18 protein-coding genes, 1 other RNA gene and 1 pseudogene are annotated in these 19,253 nt (G+C 50.6%); 11 read left to right on the forward strand and 9 right to left on the reverse strand.

The genetic code is table 11. The features are described 5' to 3' along the window. Positions 1 to 97: 97 nt before the first annotated feature. Positions 98 to 649, reverse strand: a complete 552-nt coding sequence (gene apt / locus D9597_RS15105) for an adenine phosphoribosyltransferase (protein ID WP_064529079.1) — start codon at positions 647 to 649, stop codon at positions 98 to 100. A 161-nt stretch (positions 650 to 810) separates the two neighbouring features. Then, the gene (locus D9597_RS15110; protein ID WP_064529099.1) at positions 811 to 1,179 is read right to left on the reverse strand and encodes a DUF454 family protein; all 369 of its coding nucleotides are present in this window, start codon (positions 1,177 to 1,179) and stop codon (positions 811 to 813) included. A 69-nt stretch (positions 1,180 to 1,248) separates the two neighbouring features. On the opposite strand from D9597_RS15110, the gene priC reads away from it, so the two are divergent. Together priC and rsmS are read left to right on the forward strand one after the other, a co-directional pair. Beyond that, positions 1,249 to 1,776: a primosomal replication protein N'' gene (priC, locus tag D9597_RS15115; RefSeq protein WP_130223195.1), complete on the forward strand. Its 528-nt coding sequence runs from the start codon at positions 1,249 to 1,251 to the stop codon at positions 1,774 to 1,776. A gap of 13 nt (positions 1,777 to 1,789) precedes the next feature. Continuing rightward, on the forward strand, positions 1,790 to 1,957 hold the full coding sequence (rsmS, locus tag D9597_RS15120; protein ID WP_130206299.1) for a pleiotropic regulatory protein RsmS: 168 nt from the start codon (positions 1,790 to 1,792) through the stop codon (positions 1,955 to 1,957). A gap of 45 nt (positions 1,958 to 2,002) precedes the next feature. Here the strand turns inward: rsmS and D9597_RS23530 are convergent. The 3 genes and pseudogenes from D9597_RS23530 to acrR all read right to left on the reverse strand — a co-directional run. Then, a pseudogene (locus tag D9597_RS23530) lies at positions 2,003 to 2,101 on the reverse strand (hypothetical protein); the annotation flags it as partial. Between the two features lie 60 nt (positions 2,102 to 2,161). Further along, entirely contained in the window at positions 2,162 to 5,524 is a 3,363-nt protein-coding gene (gene mscK / locus D9597_RS15125) for a mechanosensitive channel MscK (protein ID WP_130223197.1), read from the reverse strand. A gap of 121 nt (positions 5,525 to 5,645) precedes the next feature. Continuing rightward, complete coding sequence (gene acrR, locus D9597_RS15130; RefSeq protein WP_130206295.1) at positions 5,646 to 6,299, reverse strand: multidrug efflux transporter transcriptional repressor AcrR; 654 nt, start codon at positions 6,297 to 6,299, stop codon at positions 5,646 to 5,648. A gap of 141 nt (positions 6,300 to 6,440) precedes the next feature. On the opposite strand from acrR, the gene acrA reads away from it, so the two are divergent. The 7 genes from acrA to D9597_RS15165 all read left to right on the forward strand — a co-directional run bounded on the left by acrA (position 6,441) and on the right by D9597_RS15165 (position 15,002). Beyond that, positions 6,441 to 7,634 carry a multidrug efflux RND transporter periplasmic adaptor subunit AcrA gene (gene acrA / locus D9597_RS15135; protein ID WP_130206293.1) on the forward strand — a complete coding sequence of 398 codons (1,194 nt, stop codon included), beginning with the start codon at positions 6,441 to 6,443 and terminating at the stop codon, positions 7,632 to 7,634. A gap of 22 nt (positions 7,635 to 7,656) precedes the next feature. Then, the gene (gene acrB, locus D9597_RS15140) at positions 7,657 to 10,806 is read left to right on the forward strand and encodes an efflux RND transporter permease AcrB (protein ID WP_130223199.1); all 3,150 of its coding nucleotides are present in this window, start codon (positions 7,657 to 7,659) and stop codon (positions 10,804 to 10,806) included. 557 nt (positions 10,807 to 11,363) lie between these two features. Then, entirely contained in the window at positions 11,364 to 11,738 is a 375-nt protein-coding gene (gene tomB / locus D9597_RS15145) for an Hha toxicity modulator TomB (protein ID WP_000344800.1), read from the forward strand. Between the two features lie 25 nt (positions 11,739 to 11,763). Continuing rightward, complete coding sequence (locus D9597_RS15150) at positions 11,764 to 11,982, forward strand: HHA domain-containing protein (protein ID WP_001280991.1); 219 nt, start codon at positions 11,764 to 11,766, stop codon at positions 11,980 to 11,982. A gap of 171 nt (positions 11,983 to 12,153) precedes the next feature. Then, the gene (gene maa, locus D9597_RS15155; RefSeq protein ID WP_130206289.1) at positions 12,154 to 12,705 is read left to right on the forward strand and encodes a maltose O-acetyltransferase; all 552 of its coding nucleotides are present in this window, start codon (positions 12,154 to 12,156) and stop codon (positions 12,703 to 12,705) included. 113 nt (positions 12,706 to 12,818) lie between these two features. Further along, on the forward strand, positions 12,819 to 13,289 hold the full coding sequence (locus D9597_RS15160; protein ID WP_130206287.1) for a YlaC family protein: 471 nt from the start codon (positions 12,819 to 12,821) through the stop codon (positions 13,287 to 13,289). 162 nt (positions 13,290 to 13,451) lie between these two features. Beyond that, positions 13,452 to 15,002, forward strand: a complete 1,551-nt coding sequence (locus D9597_RS15165) for an EAL domain-containing protein (protein ID WP_130223201.1) — start codon at positions 13,452 to 13,454, stop codon at positions 15,000 to 15,002. Positions 15,003 to 15,039: 37 nt separating this feature from the next. Here D9597_RS15165 and D9597_RS15170 read toward each other — a convergent pair whose 3' ends face one another. Continuing rightward, positions 15,040 to 15,393: a DUF1428 domain-containing protein gene (locus D9597_RS15170; RefSeq protein WP_130223203.1), complete on the reverse strand. Its 354-nt coding sequence runs from the start codon at positions 15,391 to 15,393 to the stop codon at positions 15,040 to 15,042. A gap of 120 nt (positions 15,394 to 15,513) precedes the next feature. Further along, positions 15,514 to 15,610, reverse strand: an RNA gene (gene ffs, locus D9597_RS15175) — signal recognition particle sRNA small type. A gap of 162 nt (positions 15,611 to 15,772) precedes the next feature. Here ffs and D9597_RS15180 point away from each other — a divergent pair. Further along, positions 15,773 to 16,084: an MGMT family protein gene (locus D9597_RS15180; RefSeq protein WP_130215477.1), complete on the forward strand. Its 312-nt coding sequence runs from the start codon at positions 15,773 to 15,775 to the stop codon at positions 16,082 to 16,084. Between the two features lie 30 nt (positions 16,085 to 16,114). Here the strand turns inward: D9597_RS15180 and D9597_RS15185 are convergent, their stop codons facing one another. Further along, positions 16,115 to 16,687: a YbaY family lipoprotein gene (locus D9597_RS15185; protein WP_130223205.1), complete on the reverse strand. Its 573-nt coding sequence runs from the start codon at positions 16,685 to 16,687 to the stop codon at positions 16,115 to 16,117. A gap of 218 nt (positions 16,688 to 16,905) precedes the next feature. On the opposite strand from D9597_RS15185, the gene tesB reads away from it, so the two are divergent. Continuing rightward, positions 16,906 to 17,766 (forward strand): acyl-CoA thioesterase II, encoded by an 861-nt coding sequence (gene tesB / locus D9597_RS15190; RefSeq protein ID WP_130223207.1) that lies wholly within the window; start codon positions 16,906 to 16,908, stop codon positions 17,764 to 17,766. Positions 17,767 to 17,948: 182 nt separating this feature from the next. Here tesB and amtB read toward each other — a convergent pair whose 3' ends face one another. Then, entirely contained in the window at positions 17,949 to 19,235 is a 1,287-nt protein-coding gene (gene amtB / locus D9597_RS15195) for an ammonium transporter AmtB (RefSeq protein WP_000685029.1), read from the reverse strand. Positions 19,236 to 19,253 lie beyond the last annotated feature (18 nt).

Raw genomic sequence — 19,253 nt, forward strand, 5'->3', positions numbered from 1 at the left:
AAGGTGGATTCACGAAGGGGTAATGCTAACACAGCCCCGTCAGAACGGCGAGGCTGAATGTACAACTTGTGCTGCCCATGACGTGGGCTGGCGAAAATTAATGGCCCGGGAACGGGACAAGGCTATAACAGGTAATGCCCTGCTTTTCGAGGCGCTGTTCGCCGCCAAGATCGAACAGATTAATGATGAATGCAGCGTCAGTAACTTCACCACCTAAACGGCGGATCAGTTTAACCGTCGCTTCAATGGTGCCGCCTGTTGCCAGCAAATCATCAACCACCAGCACTTTGTCGCCAGGTTTAATGGCATCAACGTGGATTTCCAGCTTATCGGTGCCGTATTCCAGTTCGTAAGATTCGTTGATAGTTTCGCGCGGCAGTTTGCCTGGTTTACGTACCGGCACAAAACCAACGCCCAGACCCAATGCTACCGGAGCGCCGAACAAGAAGCCACGAGCTTCAGTGCCGACAACTTTGGTAATGCCCGCATTTTTGTAACGCTCAACCAGTAAATCGATGCTGAGAGCGTAAGCTTTCGGGTCTTCCAGTAAGCTGGTGACATCGCGGAAAAGAATGCCGGGTTTCGGGTAGTCCTGAATGCTTTTGATGCTATTTTTGAGATACTCAAGCTGCTGTGCAGTCGCGGTCATAAGTGTATGCCTGCTTGTTACGGTGGTACTCACGGCGCGTTTTAAACGAGTCAAAAGTAACAGTTGTTTAACCTTTGACCGCCTGCGCCTGTGCTCGAAAACGCCAGAATGTACTGGCTGTGGGCGATAATTGCAACAGCGATTGTTGTGCTTTGCCGTTTTTATTGCTTTTCATCAATCACCGGGATTCGCCACATAAAAATCAGCAAACAGCCGAGGATCACCAATAACAGAATCCGCACCCACGTCATATGTACGAACCAAAGTGAAATCGCAAAAGTCAGTAAAATAATGAATATCGCCCGAGGCTTTGCACCGCGTGGCATCGCATGATATTTCTGCCAGAAGCGTAGATAGCTGCCAAACCATGAGCGGTACAGCAACCAGGCGTGGAAGCGCGGGGAAGAACGGGCAAAGCACCAGGCCGCCAGCAGGATAAACGGCGTCGTCGGTAATACCGGTAATACCACGCCCAGCGTACCCAGCACTACCGCCAGCCAGCCAATGATGATTAAAATGATTCGTTGCATATTGAGTGTTGTCAGCTTACAGAGTGGCTACTTTAGCATAACAATTATCATTTTCATTGAGGTCTTATCGTGAAAACCGCCCTGCTGCTGGAAAAACTGGAAGGACAGCTCGCCACGCTGCGCCAGCGTTGTGCCCCGGTGGCGCAGTTCGCCACGCTAAGCGCCCGTTTTGACAGGCACCTTTTTCAGACCCGTGCAACAACGTTACAGGCGTACCTGAAAGAAGCGGGAGATAATTTGTCCGCGCTTCGCCATGCGGTTGAGCAACAGCAACTGCCGCAAGTCGCCTGGCTGGCAGAACATCTGGCGGCACAACTGGAAGCCATCGCGCGTGAAGCCGCAGCCTGGTCGCTACGCGAGTGGGATAGCGCACCACCCAAAATAGCCCGCTGGCAGCGTAAACGTATTCAGCATCAGGAGTTTGAACGACGGCTACGTGAAATGGTTGCCGAACGTAAAGCCCGTCTGGTGCGGGCGACCGATCTCGTGGAACAGCAGACGCTACATCGTGAAGTGGAAGCCTATGAAGCGCGCCTGGCGCGTTGCCGTCATGCGTTGGAAAAAATCGAAAACAGGTTAGCGCGTTTAACCCGCTAACAATGGAGAATGTATGTCACTGGAAAATGCCCCTGACGATGTCAAACTGGCCGTCGATTTAATTGTGCTACTGGAAGAAAATCAAATCCCTGCCAGTACCGTGCTGCGCGCGCTGGATATTGTAAAGCGTGATTATGAAAAGAAATTAACGCGCGATGATGAGGCGCAAAGTGATAAATAAATGGGGCCGCTAAATGTCCCCTAAGATTGCGGGCAAACGCAAAACTGCCTGATGCGCTACGCTTATCAGACCTACACCGCTCCTGCAATATATTGAATTTTCGCGGTTTCGTAGGCCGGATAAGGCGGTCACGCCGCATCCGGCATGAACAACGCGCACTTTGTCAGCAATCTCGGGGGCAACTAAATGCCGCCCCTTTCGTTATTATCCTACCGCTGGCGTCGGATCGTCACCTTTGTAGTCACGTTTCACTTCCGTCACTTCATCGCCCTTCTCGTTATGCAAATGCACTTCAAGCTGGTTAAAGGCAATGTTGATGTCGTTTTCACGGCATAACTGATCGATAGTACGGTTCAGTTCATCGACGGTGCGGCTACGGTCGCGCAGTTCACGAACATACAAGCGCAGTTCGTGATCCAGCGTGCTGGCGCCAAATGCAGTAAAGAAGACTTCTGGCATTGGCTCGTGCATCACCCTTGGATGCTCAGTCGCTGCCTGGAGCAGAACTCTGCGGACTTTTTCCAGATCGGAACCATAGGCCACGCCCAGGCGGATCACCAGACGCGTGGTGGTGTCAGTCAATGACCAGTTGATCAGACGCTCGGTAACAAACGCTTTGTTCGGGATGATCACTTCTTTGCGATCGAAATCGGTAATCGTTGTCGCACGAATACGGATCTTACTGACCGTCCCAGAGTAGGTACCAATGGTTACCGTATCGCCAATGCGCACCGGACGTTCGAACAGGATGATCAAACCGGAGACGAAGTTACCGAAGATCTCCTGTAAGCCAAAACCAAGACCTACGGATAATGCTGCTGCCAGCCACTGGAGTTTATCCCACGAGACGCCCAGCGATCCGAACACCGTCATCGCACCAACGGCAATGATGATGTAGTTAAGGATAGTAGTGATGGCATACGATGCCCCCTGGCGCATGTTCAGGCGCGACAGCACCAGCACTTCCAGCAAACCAGGCAGGTTGCGAATCAACGCCCAGGCCACCATTGAGGCGATAATCGCAAACAACAGACTGCCCATGGTGACGTTTTTCACCACCGCTGCGCCAGCTTCATTGCCGTTGTAATGCCAGAGCGTGATGCTGTCGAGATAGCTGAACACGGTGATCAAATCGGACCAAATTGCCCAGAACATGACACCGAACAGCGCAAACATCAGCAACATGGTAATACGCAGCGTCTGCTGGTTAACCTGCTCCAGCGCGATGGTGGGTTCTTCCGGCGGTTCGGCACCTTCAGCGCCCTCTTTCACCAGATTCTGCCGACGCGCCAGCGCACGACGCCAGGCGATACGTCGCGCCGCTACGCTTAAACCGCGCAACACCGTCTGGTAGAGCAAGTTCCAGATGATCACCAGATAAACGGTTTCAATCCAACGCCCGGAGAGGCGCAGCGTGGTGTAGAAATAGCCCGTTGCAGTCAGCACCATCAGCGCAATCGGGATAATCGACAGCACAGTAATGGTGACCAGTCGCATGGTGTGCGACTCTTTATCACGCCAGCTTTCGCGGCACATCGGCCACACCAGGAAGGCAATCAGCAGCAGGTTGAAGAAAATCATCGCCTGCCCCAGCACATCATCCATCAGATGCAGCGGGGAGAGTTCTGCCACCACAGACCAGAAATGGATCGGCAGCAACGCGAGGCTGATGCGGACAATTTGCCGACGCCAGTGGCTGGTCTGCTGTTCCGGCATACCAAAGTGACGCACGGCAACACCGTTTTTCTCCAGCACTTTCCAGCACAGGCCAAACACCAGCCAGAAAATCGCCAGTTTTTTGCTGAACGACCACAATAACTCGCTGATATTGAGCTGCATAGTCAGCAGAATCAGGCCGACAGCGAGAATAATCAGGCACACCGGCAGTGCGCGGATCAGGTCAATAAGAATCGCTTTTGGCGTATTGAGCTGGCTATCGTTACGCAGGGAACCTACCGCCGAAGCCAGTTTTTGTTGATATGCTTTCAGCCAGCCTAAACGCCAGTGAATCAGCCCGGCAATCAACAGCAGCGGCAAACCGGCAAGGAAAGCGATAAATACGGCGGGCCAGGCTTTTTCCCAGTTCACCGTAATTTTCATCGATTTAAACTCATCTTTAAGGGTTTGCGGGAACGCTTTGATCCAGTCCCAGTCCATTGGACGGTTACTGTTCACCCAAAAAATTTGCTGAGTCAGGATGGATTTCAGGTTTTTCGATACGCTCATTAACTGCTGCTGGTTGATTTGCAGGTTAATGGCCATCATCAGCTGGTTACCCAACTGTTTGTTAAGCTGATCCAGCAATTCGCGACGCATATCAACCACTTGCAATAACGCATCGTGAACTTCGCTATTGACTTCGTTGGCGTGACCTTCTTCCAGCTTGCTGACGAACGCATCGCTCTGGAACAGCGCGTCACGTTGCTGGTTGACTTCAAACTGTTCGAGACGCAAGTCCGCGATGCGGTTGGTCATATTTTCCAGTTCATCCGCCGAGGGCAGCGTTTGTTGTTGCTGATAAAGAATGCGTGAAAGCAGCAGACTGCCTTTCAGGACAGAAATCTGCTCTTTGATGTTACGTTCCGATTGCAGCGCCCGCTCCAGCCAATTTTTGACTTTGATGTTTTGCTGCATCAGGACATTACCGTTTTCGGTAGCGGTAATCAGACGCTGGCTTAATTGCTGGTTTATTTCCAGCTCCTGCTTCACCAGCGGATTAGCCTGAATACGCGCAGCTTCATCCGGGGTAACGGCTTCCTGCGCCGTTTTTTCGGTTAATGTCAGGCGCTTGCTGTTCACCGCCTCCTGCAACAGTTGTAGCTGATGTTCAAGTCGCGTACTGTTCGCCGTCACGTAATCACGCTGCTTTTGCAGGGTGTCCTGTAAGACAGTGTTCCCTTCCAGGCTTTTACGCTGTTGGTCAATCTCGGCATTCAGCAAAGCCTGCTGTGCCTGCATTAACACTTTCTGGCTGGGACGTAAGGCGGCTTCGCCGACCTCGGTTCCATCCAGGCGGCTGCGAATTTGTTGCAATTGCTGCGAGGCGGTATACATCGCATTTTGCACGCGTTCAGGCTGCGTCTGTAACGAAACTAACTGGCTGTTATAAGAAGCCAGATCATTTTGTGCATTCTGCAAATCGTCCAACGCCTGGGAGACGCGTAACTCCAACTGACGCAACGATAGCGTACTCAGAATTTTGCGGGTTTCTTCGTCGTTATCCACATCGTTGAGCGCAGTTAACGCTGCGGTCGCCTGGCGCATTTTCTCTGGCGCTTCGGCAACTTTTTGCCGTAATTGCACCGTTTCGTCTTTTACGCGATCGATTTTCTCGAGGGTGGCTAATGTGTCAGTAATATCTTGCTGCACCAGCTTGTCCTGGGCAGAAAGATCTTTTTGTTTATTAAGTGAGTCAAGTTGTGCCTGCAGGTCTGCTTTCGTCGGTAGATCACCATTCGATGACGCCCGCGCAAACGCCGTGTTCTGGCATAACAAGACAAGAACAAAAGCAATAAATGCTGAAAAAACAAAATGCCGTGATCGTTTGTAATACTGGAACATAGTCATGATGAATGAAGGTTTCTGAACCTGAAGAACGACCTGAACTAGTCGGGTGGCTAGAATATCACGGTGTAGAGAACCAGAATAGCAACAGCGAAAATGTCCAGGATAAATCCTGGAGTCTGATTCAGGATTTTTCGTTGGCGGCGGGAGTACGAAGGGTCGGGCAAAGAAGATACATTTCCAACAAGATGGCTACGTAATCGCGGGCTTCTTTTTTTAGATCAAAAGATTGCGGTGCAAACAGCCAGTTTTCCATCAGGCCGGAAATATAACCGCGCATAATTATCGCCGCACGGCGCGTCATTAAATTGGTTGGTAATAATTTCTTTTCAATACAATGTCTTAACGTTTGCTCTATACGTTCATAACTTTCCAGACAGAGATTTCGTTGTGCCTGTTGGACAACCGCCATTTCTCCGACAAACTCGCATTTGTGGAAAATAATCTCCATCAATAATCGACGCCGTTCTTCTGTCACCGTCGATTCAAGCACATGAATTAGTATTTCTCTTAAAACTGAGAGTGGATCGTCAGGGAATTTTGCCTGATACTCAAGCTCTAGTTCACCAATATTGGACTCTGACAGCTCCCAGATCTCACTGAACAAATCCGACTTGTCTTTAAAATGCCAGTAGATTGCACCGCGCGTAACGCCTGCCGCTTTTGCAATCTCTCCCAGTGAGGTGGATGATACCCCCTGCTGTGAGAAAAGACGTAGCGCCACATCGAGGATGTGTTGACGCGTTTCTTGCGCTTCTTGTTTGGTTTTTCGTGCCATATGTTAGTGAATTTACAGGCGTTAGATTTACATACATTTATGAATGTATGTACCATAGCACGACGATAATATAAACGCAGCAATGGGTTTATCGACTTTTGACCATTGACCAATTTGAAATCGGACACTCGAGGTTTACATATGAACAAAAACAGAGGGTTTACGCCTCTGGCGATCGTTCTGATGCTCTCAGGCAGCTTAGCGCTTACAGGATGTGACGACAAACAGGCCCAACAAGGTGGCCAGCAGATGCCCGCCGTTGGGGTAGTAACAGTCAAAACTGAACCTCTGCAGATCACAACCGAGCTTCCGGGCCGCACCAGTGCTTTCCGGATCGCAGAAGTTCGTCCTCAAGTTAGCGGGATTATCCTGAAGCGTAATTTCAAAGAGGGTAGCGACATCGAAGCAGGCGTCTCTCTTTATCAGATTGATCCTGCTACCTACCAGGCGGCGTACGACAGTGCAAAAGGCGATCTGGCGAAAGCGCAGGCAGCAGCCAATATCGCGCAACTGACTGTTAATCGTTACCAGAAACTGCTGGGTACTCAGTACATCAGTAAGCAAGAGTACGATCAGGCGCTGGCTGATGCGCAACAGGCAAATGCTGCTGTCACTGCGGCAAAAGCGGCTGTTGAAACCGCGCGGATCAATCTGGCTTACACCAAAGTCACCTCTCCGATTACTGGCCGTATTGGTAAATCGAACGTGACGGAAGGCGCCCTGGTGCAAAACGGTCAGGCGACTGCGCTGGCAACCGTGCAGCAACTTGATCCTATCTATGTGGATGTTACCCAGTCCAGCAACGACTTCCTGCGTCTGAAACAGGAACTGGCAAATGGCACGCTGAAGCAAGAGAACGGCAAGGCCAAAGTCTCGCTGATCACCAGCGACGGCATTAAGTTCCCGCAGGACGGTACGCTGGAGTTCTCTGACGTGACTGTCGATCAGACCACCGGTTCTATCACTTTACGCGCTATCTTCCCGAACCCGGATCACACTCTGCTGCCGGGCATGTTCGTACGCGCTCGTCTGGAAGAAGGGCTTAATCCTAACGCCATTTTAGTTCCGCAACAGGGTGTAACTCGTACACCACGCGGTGAGGCTACCGTTCTGGTGGTTGGCGCAGATGACAAAGTGGAAACCCGCCCAATCGTCGCAAGCCAGGCTATTGGCGATAAGTGGCTGGTGACAGAAGGTCTGAAAGCAGGCGATCGCGTAGTAATAAGTGGGCTGCAGAAAGTGCGTCCTGGTGTCCAGGTAAAAGCACAAGAAGTTACCGCTGATAATAACCAGCAAGCCGCAAGCGGTGCTCAGCCTGAACAGTCCAAGTCTTAACTTAAACAGGAGCCGTTAAGACATGCCTAATTTCTTTATCGATCGCCCGATTTTTGCGTGGGTGATCGCCATCATTATCATGTTGGCAGGGGGGCTGGCGATCCTCAAACTGCCGGTGGCGCAATATCCTACGATTGCACCGCCGGCGGTCACGATCTCCGCCTCCTACCCCGGCGCTGATGCGAAAACAGTGCAGGACACGGTGACACAGGTTATCGAACAGAATATGAACGGTATCGATAACCTGATGTATATGTCCTCTAACAGTGACTCCACAGGTACTGTGCAGATCACCCTGACCTTTGAGTCTGGTACTGATGCGGATATCGCGCAGGTTCAGGTGCAGAACAAACTGCAGCTGGCGATGCCGTTGCTGCCGCAAGAAGTACAGCAGCAAGGGGTGAGCGTTGAGAAATCTTCCAGTAGCTTCCTGATGGTTGTCGGCGTTATCAACACTGACGGCACCATGACGCAGGAAGATATCTCTGACTACGTAGCGGCAAATATGAAAGATGCCATTAGCCGTACGTCGGGCGTTGGTGACGTTCAGCTGTTCGGTTCACAGTACGCGATGCGTATCTGGATGAACCCGAATGAGTTGAACAAATACCAGCTAACGCCGGTTGATGTCATTACCGCTATCAAAGCACAGAACGCCCAGGTCGCAGCCGGTCAGCTCGGCGGTACACCGCCGGTGAAAGGCCAGCAGCTTAACGCCTCTATTATTGCTCAGACGCGTCTGACCTCTACTGAAGAGTTCGGCAAAATTCTGCTGAAAGTGAATCAGGATGGTTCCCGCGTGCTGCTGCGTGATGTGGCGAAGATTGAGCTGGGTGGTGAGAACTACGACATCATCGCGGAATTTAACGGACAACCGGCTTCTGGTCTGGGTATCAAGCTGGCAACCGGTGCGAACGCGCTGGAAACTGCTGCGGCAATCCGTGCTGAACTGGCGAAGATGGAGCCATTCTTCCCGTCAGGTCTGAAAATCGTTTATCCGTACGACACGACGCCGTTCGTGAAAATCTCTATTCACGAAGTGGTTAAAACGCTGGTCGAAGCGATCATCCTCGTGTTCCTGGTTATGTATCTGTTCCTGCAGAACTTCCGCGCGACGTTGATTCCGACCATTGCCGTACCGGTGGTATTGCTGGGGACCTTTGCCGTCCTTGCCGCCTTTGGCTTCTCGATAAACACGCTAACGATGTTCGGGATGGTGCTCGCCATCGGCCTGTTGGTGGATGACGCCATCGTCGTGGTAGAAAACGTTGAGCGTGTGATGGCGGAAGAAGGTCTGCCGCCGAAAGAAGCCACACGTAAGTCGATGGGGCAGATTCAGGGCGCACTGGTGGGTATCGCGATGGTGCTGTCGGCGGTATTTATCCCGATGGCCTTCTTCGGCGGCTCTACTGGTGCAATCTATCGTCAGTTCTCCATTACCATTGTTTCGGCAATGGCGCTGTCAGTGCTGGTGGCGTTGATCCTGACTCCGGCACTTTGTGCCACTATGCTGAAACCTATCGCTAAAGGCGATCACGGCGAAGGCAAAAAAGGCTTCTTCGGCTGGTTTAACCGCATGTTCGAGAAGAGCACGCACCACTACACCGACAGCGTAGGCGGCATTCTGCGCAGTACGGGGCGTTATCTGGTGCTGTATCTGATCATTGTGGTCGGCATGGCTTATCTGTTTGTACGTCTGCCAAGTTCCTTCTTGCCAGATGAAGACCAGGGTGTATTTATGACCATGGTCCAACTGCCAGCGGGTGCGACGCAGGAACGTACGCAGAAAGTGCTCAATGAGGTGACGGATTACTATCTGACCAAAGAGAAGAACAACGTTGAGTCGGTATTCGCCGTTAACGGCTTCGGCTTTGCGGGACGTGGTCAGAACACTGGTATTGCGTTCGTTTCGTTGAAGGACTGGGCTGACCGTCCGGGTGATGAAAACAAAGTTGAAGCGATTACCATGCGTGCGACGCGCGCCTTCTCGCAAATTAAAGATGCGATGGTCTTCGCCTTTAACCTGCCTGCGATTGTGGAACTGGGTACGGCAACCGGCTTCGACTTTGAGCTGATTGACCAGGCTGGCCTCGGTCACGAAAAACTGACTCAAGCGCGTAACCAGCTGCTGGGCGAAGCGGCGAAACATCCTGATCTGTTGACCAGCGTGCGTCCGAACGGTCTGGAAGATACTCCGCAGTTCAAGATTGATATCGACCAGGAGAAAGCTCAGGCTCTGGGTGTTTCTATTAACGATATTAACACTACCCTGGGCGCTGCATGGGGCGGCAGCTACGTGAACGACTTTATCGACCGCGGTCGTGTGAAGAAAGTTTACGTCATGTCAGAAGCAAAATACCGCATGCTGCCGGAAGATATCGGTAACTGGTATGTGCGTGCTGCTGATGGCCAGATGGTGCCGTTCTCGGCATTCTCCTCTTCGCGTTGGGAGTACGGTTCGCCGCGTCTGGAACGTTACAACGGCCTGCCATCCATGGAGATCTTAGGCCAGGCGGCACCAGGTAAGAGTACCGGTGAAGCAATGGCGCTGATGGAACAACTGGCGAGCAAACTGCCTACCGGTGTTGGCTACGACTGGACGGGGATGTCCTATCAGGAACGTCTCTCCGGCAACCAGGCGCCGTCGCTGTATGCGATTTCGTTGATTGTCGTGTTCCTGTGTCTGGCGGCATTGTACGAGAGCTGGTCGATTCCGTTCTCCGTTATGCTGGTCGTTCCGCTGGGGGTTATCGGTGCGTTGCTGGCAGCCACCTTCCGCGGCCTGACCAACGACGTTTACTTCCAGGTGGGCCTGCTCACAACCATTGGGTTGTCGGCGAAGAACGCGATACTTATCGTCGAATTCGCCAAAGACTTGATGGATAAAGAAGGTAAAGGTCTGATTGAAGCAACTCTGGATGCGGTGCGGATGCGTTTACGCCCAATCCTGATGACTTCACTGGCATTTATCCTCGGTGTTATGCCGCTGGTTATCAGCACCGGTGCTGGTTCCGGCGCGCAGAACGCAGTAGGTACTGGTGTAATGGGCGGGATGGTGACCGCAACGGTACTGGCGATCTTCTTCGTTCCGGTGTTCTTCGTGGTGGTTCGCCGCCGCTTTAGCCGCAAAAATGAAGATATCGAACATAACCATACAGTCGATCATCACTGATTAACGTCGTAATCACTAAGGCCGCGCAAGCGGCCTTTTTTATACGCGTAATCTTAATGTTGAAATGTTTATAGTTAATGATTTCAAATGTAAGTTAGTTTTAACGCCGCATAAAATTCATAAAAAATACTTATTGTTAGTTAATTTATATTAAGTCGTACTGATAGATTTAATAACCCCCAGGCATCTAGAGGCTATTCTTAATTATTTGCGGCAATTCTTTATTTGTTCATGTCAATTACATCATAATCAGAGTAATCCTGGGTATTAGTGTGACAAATCGTCAGACCATTTTATCACTCTCAAACATCCTGATTACATTATGTTATGAATAGCATCAGACAAAGTGCTTTAGCCATTACGTCGTCGGCGCTGGAATGAGGAAGAGGGTCTTTTCCCTCCCCTCCTCCTAATTGTAATTTTTCGTAATAATACGATGAAAACCGCCAAAGAGTAGCTTATAGTTAATCTAACAAGTGAGAGAGCAAGGCCAGGTCTGTAAGTTTTCCATCCCAAAAGGTGTCCGTTAGTTCAACCGCTAAGAAGGGGGACGCGTTATGGATGAATACTCACCAAAAAGACATGATATCGCGCAGCTTAAATTTCTCTGCGAAACCTTGTATCATGACTGTCTTGCAAACCTTGAAGAAAGTAACCATGGTTGGGTTAACGACCCTACCTCGGCCATCAATCTGCAGCTTAATGAACTCATTGAGCATATAGCAACCTTCGCACTTAATTACAAAATTAAGTATAATGAAGACAATAAGCTCATTGAGCAGATAGATGAATATCTGGACGACACCTTTATGTTGTTCAGTAGTTATGGTATTAATATGCAGGATCTCCAGAAATGGCGGAAGTCAGGTAACCGACTGTTCCGTTGTTTTGTGAATGCCACTAAAGAGAATCCTGCGAGTTTATCTTGTTAGAATTATTACAACCATGGGTAGAAGTATGTCCGATAAACCTTTAACGAAAACCGATTATTTGATGCGTCTGCGTCGTTGCCAGACAATTGACACGCTTGAGCGTGTTATCGAGAAAAATAAATACGAATTATCAGATAATGAACTGGCGGTATTTTACTCAGCCGCAGATCACCGCCTCGCAGAATTGACCATGAATAAACTGTACGACAAGATCCCCTCCTCTGTATGGAAATTTATTCGGTAATTAAATAGCAGACATTCGAAAATGTAACCGACTGTTTATTAACGTTATTATATTATTCGCAATGAAAGCATACTGCATGTGACATTCATCACACTCGGGAAACGGGAACGTTCTCTTAACTGACTATTCGCATTACCGTGTTGCCGCATTTTCAGCAACGAGAGGTCAGTAATGAGCACAGAAAAAGAAAAGATGATTGCTGGTGAGTTGTATCGCTCGGCAGATGAGGAGTTATCTCGCGATCGCCTGCGCGCTCGTCAGCTTATTCACCAATACAATCATTCCGCACCGGAAGAACAAACATTACGCCAGAAAATTCTCACCGATTTATTCGGTCAGGTAGCAGATGCTTATATTGAACCCTCTTTTCGCTGCGACTATGGCTATAACATTTTTTTGGGCAAAGGATTTTACGCCAACTTCGATTGCGTGATGCTCGATGTCTGCCCAATTCGTATCGGTGATAATTGCATGTTGGCACCAGGTGTTCACATTTATACCGCAACGCACCCTGTCGACCCGGTAGCCCGTAATAGTGGCGCTGAACTGGGGAAACCTGTGACTATCGGTAATAACGTCTGGATTGGCGGACGTGCTGTCATCAACCCTGGTGTAACCATTGGCGATAACGTCGTGGTGGCCTCTGGCGCCGTCGTCACAAAAGATGTTCCGGCTAACGTTGTCGTGGGTGGTAACCCGGCCACTGTCATTAAAAAACTGTAACCATAGTTGCAACTGTTATGCAAAATTGTGGTTAATCTGTTACTTTCATCATATGATTCCCACGTTAAAATAGGGTGTTCCCTGAAAAGTTGCAGATACCACAAAGGCAAAAGATGACTGAAATACAACGCCTGCTGACCGAAACAATTGATGCACTAAATGCACACGAAAAACGCGATAATAAACCTCGCTTTAGTATCAGTTTTATCCGTAAACATCCGGGGCTGTTTATCGGTATGTATGTCGCTTTTTTTGCCACTCTGGCTGTGATGTTACAGTCTGAAACGCTGGTTGGTTCAGTCTGGCTCCTGGTGGTATTGTTCATCCTGCTTAACGGTTTCTTCTTTTTTGACGTTTATCCGCGTTACCATTACGAAGATATCGACGTTCTGGATTTCCGGGTTTGCTACAACGGCGAATGGTACAATACACGCTTTGTTCCAACTGCATTGGTCGACGCTATTCTGAACTCGCCGCGTGTCGCGAACATCCACAAAGAACAGTTGCAGAAAATGATCGCTCGTAAAGGTGAGTTGTCCTTTTACGATATTTTCACTCTCGCCCGCACCGAAGCGACACCATAAGTTGTATCACCCTCACCAGGCGTAAACCTCCGCGCCTGGTGAATTGACAACAATCGTTGCCACAACGCATTTAACGAAACTCCCCCGCATCACTTATCTTTTGCATGCCGTTATTCGCTATCGGATATACTTTCCCTACACTGCGTAAATAAGGACATGCTGGTGAGAACACGACATCTGGTCAGCCTAATTTCAGGAGTACTGATCCTTTCCGTACTTCTGCCAGTGGGCTTAAGCATCTGGCTGGCTCATCAACAGGTAGAAACGTCATTTGTTGAGGAGTTACATACCTACTCATCCCGCGTCGCTATTCGCGCCAACAAAGTGGCGTCGCAAGGGAAAGATGCACTACAAAAACTGGAAAAATGGCAAGGCGCAGCCTGTAGCGAGGCTCATCTAATGGAAATGCGCCGGGTATCTTATAGTTATCGCTATATTCAGGAAGTGGTCTATGTCGATAACAACGTTCCTCAGTGCTCTTCTCTGGAACATGAAAGTCCGCCAGATACCTTCCCCGAGCCAGGTAAAATATCGAACGATGGTTATCGGGTATGGTTAACCTCGCACAACGATTTAGGTATTACCCGTTACATGGTCGCTATGGGAACTGCACATTACATAGTGATGATTGACCCCGCCTCATTTATAGATGTGATTCCTTATAGCTCGTGGCAAATTGATGCCGCGATTATTGGCAATGCGCATAACATTATCATTACCAGCAGTGACGAAATAGCCCAGGGAATTATTACCCAGCTGCAAAAAACACCGGGTGAACACATCGAAAAGAATGGAATCATTTACGATATCCTGCCTCTCCCCGCGATGAACATTTCCATAATCACCTGGGCTTCGACAAAAACGTTACAAAAAGATTGGTATCGGCAGGTCTTTATCTGGTTGCCTGTCGGATTGTTAATTGGCCTACTGGCGGCAATGTTCGTCTTGCGGATTTTACGCCGTATCCAGTCACCGCATCATCGCCTGCAGGATGCTATCGAAAACCGCGATATTTGCGTGCACTATCAGCCTATTATCTCCTTATCGAATGGAAAGATTGTCGGAGCCGAAGCGCTGGCGCGCTGGCCGCAGACAGACGGTAGCTGGTTGTCACCGGATAGTTTTATCCCGCTGGCGCAACAAACGGGCCTGTCAGAATCTCTGACTCTGCTTATTATCAAAACGGTCTTTGAAGATATGGGCGACTGGCTGCGTCAGCATCCGCAGCAACATATTTCGATCAATCTTGAATCCACCGTGCTCACCTCGGAAAAAATCCCGCAATTACTGCGTGAAATGATCAATCACTACCAGGTAAATCCCAGACAGATCGCTCTTGAACTCACTGAACGCGAGTTTGCCGATCCAAAAATCAGCGCCCCGGTAATCTCCCGATATCGACAGGTTGGTCATGAAATTTATCTTGATGATTTTGGTACCGGTTATTCGAGCTTAAGTTATTTGCAGGATCTGGATGTCGATATTCTGAAGATCGATAAATCCTTCGTTGATGCGCTGGAATATAAAAATGTCACACCGCATATCATCGAAATGGCAAAAACACTGAAACTTAAAATGGTGGCGGAAGGGATCGAAACCAGCAAACAGGAAGAGTGGCTACGCCAGCATGGCGTACATTACGGCCAAGGGTGGTTGTACAGCAAAGCATTACCGAAAGAAGAGTTTTTACGCTGGGCAGAACACCATCTGTGAATTTTGGGGCTGGCGGCACGCCGCACAGCCCGTCACGCTACTCGTCGATGATTGACTCGAACCCACCGTAGATCATTCGTTTACCATCAAACGGCATGGACTCGCCGAACTCTTTCATCCGTGGGTCCGACATCATCTTCTGATTGGCAGCGTCGCGGACCTCTTTTGAAGGGTATTCAATCCAGCTAAAAACCACTTCCTCATTCTCTTCCGCTTTGACCGCCATACGAAAATCGGTCACTTTGCCATTCGGTACATCGCTGGCCCAGCATTCAACAATGCGCAGGGCGCCAAACTCTTTAAACAGCGGCGCGGCCTTTGCGGCCATTTCACGATAGGCATCCTTTTTGTCGGTAGGAACGGCAACCACAAAACCATCAACATACTTCATCAGACATACCTCCGAAGCGTACTGCGCAGCCAGAAAATTCTTGCGGCATCAGTCGTGATTAAAGTTTAGCCATATTGGGATTTTTTGACGAAACGGTGGGGAGGCAGAAATGGGTGGGGGCCCTGCCAGCTACATCCCGGCACACGCGTCATCTGCCTTGGCTGCTTCCTTCCGGACCTGACCTGGTAAACAGAGTAGCGTTGCGGGAGAACCAACAGAGCCCCCATTGAGAGCGTTGAGAACCAACGCGCAGGCGCATTATCACTGCTGCCCCGGCTAATTGCAACCCATTGCGTGCCGGATGCTGGTTTCTTGCGCAATGCGGCTTCACTCGGACGTTTTTCCAGATTATGCTGAAAAATTACCTCAGGAAGAAAAGATGGAAAAAGAAGATTCATTTCCCCAACGCGTGTGGCAAATCGTAGCCGCTATTCCCGAAGGGTATGTCACTACTTACGGCGATGTCGCGAAACTGGCAGGATCGCCCCGTGCCGCGCGCCAGGTGGGCGGTGTGTTAAAGCGCCTGCCCGAAGGCAGCACTTTGCCCTGGCATCGGGTGGTTAACCGCCACGGCACAATCTCATTAACCGGACCAGATTTACAGCGTCAGCGGCAGGCATTACTGGCAGAAGGCGTGATGGTATCGGGAAACGGACAAATCGACTTACAGCGTTATCGCTGGAACTACTAACCCTCTCCGGGCGGAGAGGGTTAACTTCGCTTAATATTGCGTTGGAGCTGGAACTGCCGAAGACGGATTCACCTGGGTTGGTGAAGTCGAAGGTACGGTGGTCGTTGCGCCACCGCTGGCCTGAACCGGCACGGCGGTTTGCTGTACCGGCACCAATGTCAGGTCGGCTTTAGTTCCGCCCTGGTTGATCACCGGCTGAACGGTATCGGTAATAAACACCAATTTGTCATTTACGGTAATCGCCGCACTTAACAGAATACGCGCGTTCGGCTGAACATCTGCCGGGTTAAATGGCAGAACAAAGCTGAATGGCGACTGTTTACCTTCGGTACGCACCGCTTTTTGCGCCAGTACTTTAGACGGCGCATCGGCTAACGACGCGTCAGAAAGTGTCACGGTCAGCACAGCATCGGGAGGCAGTGCGACTTTCTGACGGATCCAGACCGTACCGGAGACATTAGGTTGCTGTATAGCAGGTTGTTGTGTCGCCGCAATAGAGGTATTTGCAGCAGGTGCTGGCGTCTGGATATCCGCGCTTTTCTCAGCGCAAGCCGCCAACGCAATCGCAACCGCTAAACCACTGACCATGTGCACGAGTTTCATTCACTTCTCCTTATTATCAATGCACCAGCGGGCTAACTTTCCTCGCCGGAAGAGTGGTTAACAAAATCGTAACGACAATAAGTGTGGCACAAATCACGTATTTACGCCTGCATTTAGCCCGTAATTCAGACCATTGCACCCATCGGACCAGTGACAAAATTGCGTTATACTCAACTCACTTTGGCTTGCTGCGGCAGCTTTGTTACTGGAGAGTTAATATGAGTCAGGCCTTAAAAAATTTACTGACATTGTTGAATCTGGAAAAAATTGAGGAAGGACTCTTTCGCGGCCAGAGTGAAGATTTAGGTTTACGCCAGGTGTTTGGCGGCCAGGTCGTGGGTCAGGCCCTGTATGCCGCAAAGGAGACAGTACCCGAAGAGCGTCTGGTACATTCATTCCACAGCTACTTTCTTCGCCCTGGTGATAGCAAGAAGCCGATTATTTATGATGTCGAAACACTGCGCGACGGCAACAGTTTCAGTGCTCGCCGTGTGGCAGCGATTCAGAACGGCAAACCCATTTTTTATATGACAGCGTCTTTCCAGGCGCCAGAAGTTGGATTCGAACATCAAAAAGAGATGCCTCCGGCCCCAGCGCCTGATGGTTTGCCCTCGGAAACACAGATCGCCCAGTCGCTGGCGCACCTGCTGCCGCCAGTGCTGAAAGATAAATTCATCTGCGATCGTCCGCTGGAAGTGCGTCCGGTGGAATTTCATAACCCACTGAAAGGTCACGTCGCCGCGCCGCATCGTCAGGTGTGGATCCGCGCAAATGGTAGCGTGCCGGATGATCTGCGCGTTCATCAGTATCTGCTGGGGTACGCTTCTGATCTTAACTTCCTGCCGGTAGCTCTACAGCCGCACGGCATCGGTTTTCTCGAACCGGGGATTCAGATAGCCACCATTGACCATTCCATGTGGTTCCATCGACCATTTAATTTAAACGAATGGCTGCTGTATAGCGTGGAGAGCACGTCAGCGTCCAGCGCACGCGGCTTTGTGCGCGGTGAGTTTTATACCCAGGACGGCGTGCTGGTTGCCTCGACCGTTCAGGAAGGGGTAATGCGTAATCACAATTAAAAAAACAGCCGGAGGTGAAAACCGTCCGGCTGCCAGATAGTTGGTAACGTACTTTTGTTGATGCCGGATGCGGCGTAAACGCCTTATCCGGCCCACCAATTATCGTAAATTCAACAAATTGTGATTTTTATTGTAGGCCTGATAAGCGCAGCGCATCAGGCGAAATTGCATTTGATTGCTTGTTACGCGTTATAGGCATTTTCGCCGTGGCTGTTGACGTCCAGTCCTTCTCGCTCCTGTTCTTCCGGCACACGCAGGCCAACCGTCAGATCCGCCAGTTTGTAGCCGATAAATGCCACCACACCGGACCAGACGATCGTAATGGCGATGCTTTCCAGCTGTACCAGCAACTGATGGCCCATCGTCACACCTTCAGCGAAGCCCACGCCGCCCAGCGAGCTGGCGGCAAAAATCCCGGTCATGATACAGCCGACAATGCCACAAACGCCGTGCACACCGAAGACATCGCAGGGATCATCGACCCGCAACAGGCGTTTGAGCATAGTAACGCCCCACAAGCCCGCCAGACCCGCTACCACGCCGATAATCAACGCGCCGCCAACCCCAATGTAGCCACAGGCTGGCGTCACGCCGACCAGACCGGCAATCGCGCCAGAACACGCCCCCAGCAGTGAAGGCTTACCACGCAGCGCCCATTCACCGAAGATCCAGCCAAGAATCGCCGCCGCCGTTGCCACCACAGTATTCACAAATGCCAGTGCTGCGATTTCATTCGCCGTACCCGCTGACCCGGCGTTAAAGCCAAACCAACCGATATAGAGAATGGCAGTTCCGGTGAAGACCATCGGCAGATTGTGCGGTTTAAACGCCTCTTTGCCAAAGCCCACGCGTTTACCTATCAGATATGCGCCCACCAGACCGGCGATTGCGGCGTTAATGTGCACCACCGTGCCACCCGCGAAATCCAGCGCACCATGAGAAGCCAGCAAACCGCCGCCCCAGACCATATGCGCAATCGGAATGTAAGAGAGCGTCAGCCATACCACCACGAAAATCAACACAGCTGAGAAACGGATTCGTTCCGCCAGCGCCCCGACTATCAAGCCTACGGTAATGCAGGCAAACGATCCCTGAAACGCCACGTGGATATACTGATAAATGCTGCCCATCACCGCCGTCAGTTCGATGTTTTTCAGCATCAACCAGTTAATGTTGCCGAAGAAGTTGTTGCCCTCACCAAACGCCAGCGAGTAACCGTAAACCACCCAGAGAATACAGACCAGTGCAAACGTCACGGTCACCTGCGTTAGCATCGACAGCACGTTTTTGCCGCGAATCAACCCGCCGTAAAACAGGGCAATCCCAGGAATAGTCATAAACAGCACCAGCGCAGTACAAATCATCATAAACGCATTGTCGGCTTTATCGGCTACCGCAGGTGCAGCCATTACCAGTCCCGGCAGCATCGCCAGTGAAGCAAGCCCAGTTTTTATCGTCGCTATCTTCATTTTTCGTTCCTGTTGCTG

The organism is Escherichia sp. E13S3 (assembly GCF_004212325.1).
Taxonomy (GTDB): domain Bacteria; phylum Pseudomonadota; class Gammaproteobacteria; order Enterobacterales; family Enterobacteriaceae; genus Escherichia.